Source organism: Eubacterium sp. AF15-50 (assembly GCF_934835595.1).
In the GTDB taxonomy this organism is placed as follows: domain Bacteria; phylum Bacillota; class Clostridia; order Lachnospirales; family Lachnospiraceae; genus Eubacterium_G; species Eubacterium_G segne.
This window is the reverse complement of record NZ_CAKVZL010000114.1, coordinates 1-5,622: the sequence shown is the minus strand read 5'-3', so window position 1 is coordinate 5,622 and position 5,622 is coordinate 1. Positions and strand designations below refer to the sequence as shown.

The 5,622-nt window shown below is 32.1% G+C and carries 4 protein-coding genes; 1 reads left to right on the top strand and 3 read right to left on the bottom strand.

Going from position 1 to position 5,622, the window contains the following annotated elements:
• The 3 genes from Q5O73_RS09845 to Q5O73_RS09835 all read right to left on the bottom strand — a co-directional run.
• Nucleotides 1-3,046 (bottom strand): glycosyl hydrolase (locus tag Q5O73_RS09845; protein ID WP_302669597.1); only part of this gene is annotated, 3,046 nt, incomplete at its 3' end.
• A gap of 239 nt (nucleotides 3,047-3,285) precedes the next feature.
• Nucleotides 3,286-3,732, bottom strand: coding sequence for a hypothetical protein (locus Q5O73_RS09840; protein WP_302669596.1), 447 nt, complete (start codon nucleotides 3,730-3,732; stop codon nucleotides 3,286-3,288).
• Nucleotides 3,733-4,094: 362 nt separating this feature from the next.
• On the bottom strand, nucleotides 4,095-5,171 hold the full coding sequence (locus Q5O73_RS09835) for a DUF234 domain-containing protein (RefSeq protein ID WP_302628719.1): 1,077 nt from the start codon (nucleotides 5,169-5,171) through the stop codon (nucleotides 4,095-4,097).
• A gap of 124 nt (nucleotides 5,172-5,295) precedes the next feature.
• Here Q5O73_RS09835 and Q5O73_RS09830 point away from each other — a divergent pair.
• On the top strand, nucleotides 5,296-5,622 hold a 327-nt coding region (locus tag Q5O73_RS09830; RefSeq protein WP_302669595.1), incomplete at its 3' end, for a hypothetical protein.

The window sequence follows — 5,622 nt, the reverse complement described above, 5'->3', positions numbered from 1 at the left end:
CATTATTATAGGCTTCCGTTGCCTCCTCTATAGTATCATATATGTGATATAAAACTATTATGTTGGAAGCACTGTCATTTAACGCTACAAATGTTGCCTTATATCCATTCATTGTCATATAAAGATTGTCATTGATATAACAGTCCCCGGCTGATGCCCAACATGCATACAATGTTATGTTTCCATATACATCACTGTCTATTTTTTCTATTTTGTTTGAATATGATGCATCTGTGTACCACCCCCTAAACACACTGTTTTCTTTTCGTGGTGTTGGCAGGTCTATGGTTTCACCATACACATATGAATTTACCATGTTGTTACATGTGCCACCATTTAACTGATAAGTTATATTATATTTTCCTCTGTCATAATATATTTTCAAATGTGTTCCTCCAGATTTTATGGTTCCTTCCAACACACTCTTTTCCTTATTTATAATATAACCTTTTTTCTCTGTTGGTGTTATCTGCACTTTTTCATTATTTTTACCATACTGTATGTCAGTTCCTTCCAAGTCATACTGACCACTTACATTTTGCACATAATACTCTACATAGTATTCCTGTCCCTTCATCTGGCTTTCTGTTCTTATAGTCATCTGGTTTGGTGCTGCGCTAAATTTTGCTCCATCAGAAAACTGTACTGTTTTTATTTTACTGTCTGCATTATACACTGCGTAAGTTTTCTCGCCATTTGAATCTTTAAACACCATACTTAACTCTGTATTTGAAGTAATGCCTGTCTCAGGTGTTCCTGCCTTTTGCAATGATTTTATAAATTGATAAATATGTGCATTTGTCTCACCATTTTCCGGTGTTGATCCACCCCATCTGTCAAATCCTCCGTCAGGATCAGCCATAGCCAGATACTCACTCCATATATCGTTCCATGATTTTGAATTGCCTTTATTTTTCAGCGTTTCTATACTGTTCTTTATGTATTCCTTGTTTGTGGCAAGATAATATGAACCTGCTGTTATAGGCAAAAGCTGAATTCCCTGAACCATGGCAGGATCTGCTGAAAACCATGTTGCATAGTCATATTTTCCACTCCATACGAGAGAGGCCATGTTGTTTTTTATCTGATTTGTTCCCTGTTTTACATACTTGCTATCCAGCACATCCTGATCAATATCAAACCAATATGAATTGATGGCAGACAATTCTGTTGTATATAAATAGATTCCCAAATCTTTTATTTTCTCATTGTCACTTGCCATTCCGTATAAAATCACTCCATACCAGGCATTCATTGCCTCAGATGTTGACTCCTGATTGTTTCCACTTTCAGGATCTTCAAATCCTGATGCCCATGAGTGGCCCTCAAAAGGCGAAAAGTTTCTCATATATGGATATCTTGAATCCTTGCTGTTTTGCTTTGTACATGCTATATCGTCAATTAATTCTTCTATAACAGGTGCATATTTTTTAAGCCACTGTTTATCTCTTAATCCCACCTGTGCTGCTGCTGCAATAAAATATCCATAATGAAAATGATGATCGTTCATCTGGTCAATGGAATTATAAGATGATGGGAAACTAAACAAAGAACCTATGCCATCATCATAGGCAAAATACTTTCCATCTCCATCGCCTGAGTATGTAAACCAGTCTTCCAAAGATTTTTCCATTGCCCTTAAAATGCGTTCACTGCTTTCTGTATCATTTACATCCTCTGCTGCTGCCAACATATTTGATGCACGATTTAATTGCTTTCCATACGCATATGGGTCTCCATTAGTTTCATCTACGCATAATTCATAATTACCATTTATCGGCATTTTTGATGTCATGTATTCATTTACATATTCTTTTAACTTGCTTTTGTCATTGTCTGCTACTCCTGTTACAAAAGGAAGTACACCTGAATATTTAAGTTCTGTTGTAAATGATGAACCCTTTACAAACTTTACTGTTCCTCTTAAGGTTCTTGCTGTATTTTTCATGTATGAAATATTTGTCTTTATATTTTTGTACTGATGTGGCATTATGCCCATTATTGTTCCATCAACTGTGCTTTCGCTTTTTTTATCAACTGTATAAATGTATTTTGTAGACACAGTTGAAACCTGCTGATTATATGTGTATTCAGCTTTTGTATCTGTTATAAAATTGTAAGCATATGCTTTATATTCCTTTGCAATTGCCAATGCTTCTGCATCACTTCCATCTGACTCTGTAAGCCATGCCATTGAAAAATATGCTTTCTGCTCTGATGAAAATTCTATATTAATATTTCCAACACTACTTGAACTATTGTCTGTCTGTGTCAGTGTTGTTCCCTTAGGCAGATATATTCCATAATAATCATATTTTGGATAGCCGTTTTTTTCATCAATGTCATCATATACTTTTAGAACTACATATGACGATTTTTTAAGAGTTGTACCATCATAATAAATAATCTTTGAATCAACATCTTTTCTGTATTTTGCAACTGTCAGCTTTTTGCTGTTCTTTAATGTAAAAAATCCAAAGGGACTTCCCTGTACAATTGTTGTTTTCAGATATTGACTGTTATCATTTTTGTTTTCCAAAACCACATCATATGTCCAATCAGATATTTTATCTACCTTTGCATTTTCCGTGGAAAAGTCCGGTCTTACGGAAAAATCTGTATAATCTCCATTTGTAGTAAGAGTCATAACGCAATATGTAGAACCAATTCTTGTACTTGGCTTTGATATCCACATACCATCTTTCGCAGCTTTAAATGCCAATGGATAAGTATACATGCTACCAGAATACTTATTATTTCCATTAAAATTCCACATTGCAGATGTTCCCCAGTTATTTGTATCAAAAGCTCCATTGTTATTATCATAATTATCTGTTGTAAATCTTGTTACATTGCTATTACTTTTAGATGGCAGTTTTGATGCATCACTTTGCAACGCCTTTGGCAATCCTTCTGCAATACTTCCACTTCCCATATATTTTGTCTGTTCTCCTTTTACTGTAAATAAATTTGGCACTGATATCCCTCCAAATGCCATTGACAAACATACAATTACACATACTATTTTTTTTAATGCTTTACTCATAAATATCTCTCCTCTAAAGAACTATTAACATTTTTCAAAAAAAGCAACTCTATTATCAGTTATAAAACAAACTTAAATATAGTACAAGATGCTTGTTTTTAAAATTTATATGCATTTTTCATCTTATATCACTATTTCTTTTTCCATCTTGAAAGGGCTAAACTTCATAATAACAGGTCGTTGTCTGAACATCTGACTTTTTGCTTATAACTTCTTAACCTTAAAAGTTATTGTTTACTTTATGAATACATTTTTGCCACTGCTATCAATACGTTTTTATTTGTTCTGTATATTTTTTTAAATTCACTATTTTTTACAGGTGCAGGCATTGGACCTGTTTCCAATGTGCAGTTTAATATATTTCTATCATCCAGATAATCACTGAATGTTCCATACTGCGTCTCACAACTTATTATGTGGGTATATTTTGTCATGGAATAAAGCATATTACTAAGTTTTGTATGCTTTCGATGGTACATAACTTCACCTGCCTGATGATAACAAATTACTACATCAGGTTTCACCTTTTCCACAACAAATATCTGTGCCTTTGTTTCCGGTGTCGTAATTGCTTCCTGATGTGCTGTTGTTACATCAACTGTTGTTGTCTCCGCTTTTACCTCCGTAAAATTAATTCCCAGCGCAATTACTCCAATTAACATTAGTAACTTTAGCGTTTTTTTCATCCGTTCCTTCCTTCCAATTTTCCGCTTGCTATTATGATGATACAATTATACTATATAATGTCTGATAATTTTATTCTTTTTTACGTTTTAGCCGTAATATTTTCGATGCAATACCGTGTTCATATATATTTTTTTAATAAAAAAACTACCAACCTTCGCACCAGAAAGCAGGTAGTTTATGCTTAATATATTTAAACAGTTAAACCCAAAATTGCATTGTCATACAAAAATTGCTTTAACTTCTTCATTTACTGTATTAAAAAAATTTTCCATGCATCTCGCATATTCAAAATTGCCTGAATATCATCCAATTGTACATTTGGAACATTTACACCACTTAAATATGTTTCTGTGCAACAGACTTAATATAACTCCTTTAATTCTATCAACTCTACATTGCTTCTATTTTTGTTTTTAAATCCGGATTTAGAAATAAATACATATTTGTAGCAATTTAATCCCGTAGCCTCTACCTGCTTTATTTCCTTATCTATTATTTCATCTGTAATTGGTTTATTTTTGAATTTAACTTCATAAAAAACATATCCTTTTTCATCTTCAGTTACAACATCAAATTCACCATTGTTATGTTCTTTAGGATTGTCATAGTAATATTTTCCTATCTTCTCAATAACCGGCTCAATTTCTCCCTTTCTGTTTTTTCTAATCAGATACTGGCGACATATCGACTCAAACATATGGGGAACATACTGTTCTTCAAAATCTTTTTCTATATATTTTTTATAAAATACATTGGAATCCATAATATTCATCTGAGATGAGTATTTAAAGATATATTTGTAATAAAATAACGAAAGATTATCAGAAATATAATATCCTGTCTTTCTTTTATTGTTTTTATCATTTATTGGACTTGTTTTTATAACCACTTCCATCTTCATTAATTTGTCAAGCACGTCCACGAGCGTTGGTCCGCTAGAGACATGAGATTGTGATAATATGTCACTATATTTGTGATACCCTTTTGCTAACGCTTCAAAAACTTCATTTACATTTACTATTTTTGAAATTTCAGAATTTAAATACATTGATACTTCATTTTCCAATCTTGCTCCCGGCGAAGCAATAAGTTCAATAATGTTCTCTTTTACACTCTTAGAATCGTCCACTAATCTGTTATAATATGGTATACCTCCAAACACAGAATAAATTCTTACTCTATCCTCTTCTGAATATTTAGGATAAAACAATGAAGACTCATAGTAATCCATCTGTCGCAAGTTAATTGTCAAATCAACTCGTCCATATAAAGGATTTGAATGTTCTAAAAGTGACCTCATTACATCAACATACGAACCTAATATTATCAGCGATAATTTAGATTTATCTCTATACTTGTCAATTAATGCCTGCAATATACTGTCCATACCACTAACTGATTCCCTTATATATGGATACTCATCCAATACCAAAATCATCTTCTCTTCTACAGCTAACTCAAAAATGTATTTAAGTACAGATTCTATATTTGTAAAACCTAATATTTTTTCTGGAAATTCTAGTAAAAATGTGATAGAATTTTGATAACAGGAGAAAAAAGAAATGAAACAAAAAAAATTTTTTATAATAGGTTTGATATTATTAGCAGCTATCTCATTTATAATATTCATACTAGTATCAGGTAGTGGTAACAAAGGTAATGTTGAAACACCAAAAGCCATTAATGACATTAATGACGTTATTAATACTATAAATAAAAATAACAAAAATGTTTTACCCGAACTTGAAACTATGAAAGTAGATATAAAGAATATTGATGAAGTTACTAGTTATACTGGATTAAAAACAAATGATGGAATCGAATCAATTGTTGTATCAGAACCATTGATAACAGCAGCTTATTCAGTTGCTATTGTTAAGGTTAAAGAC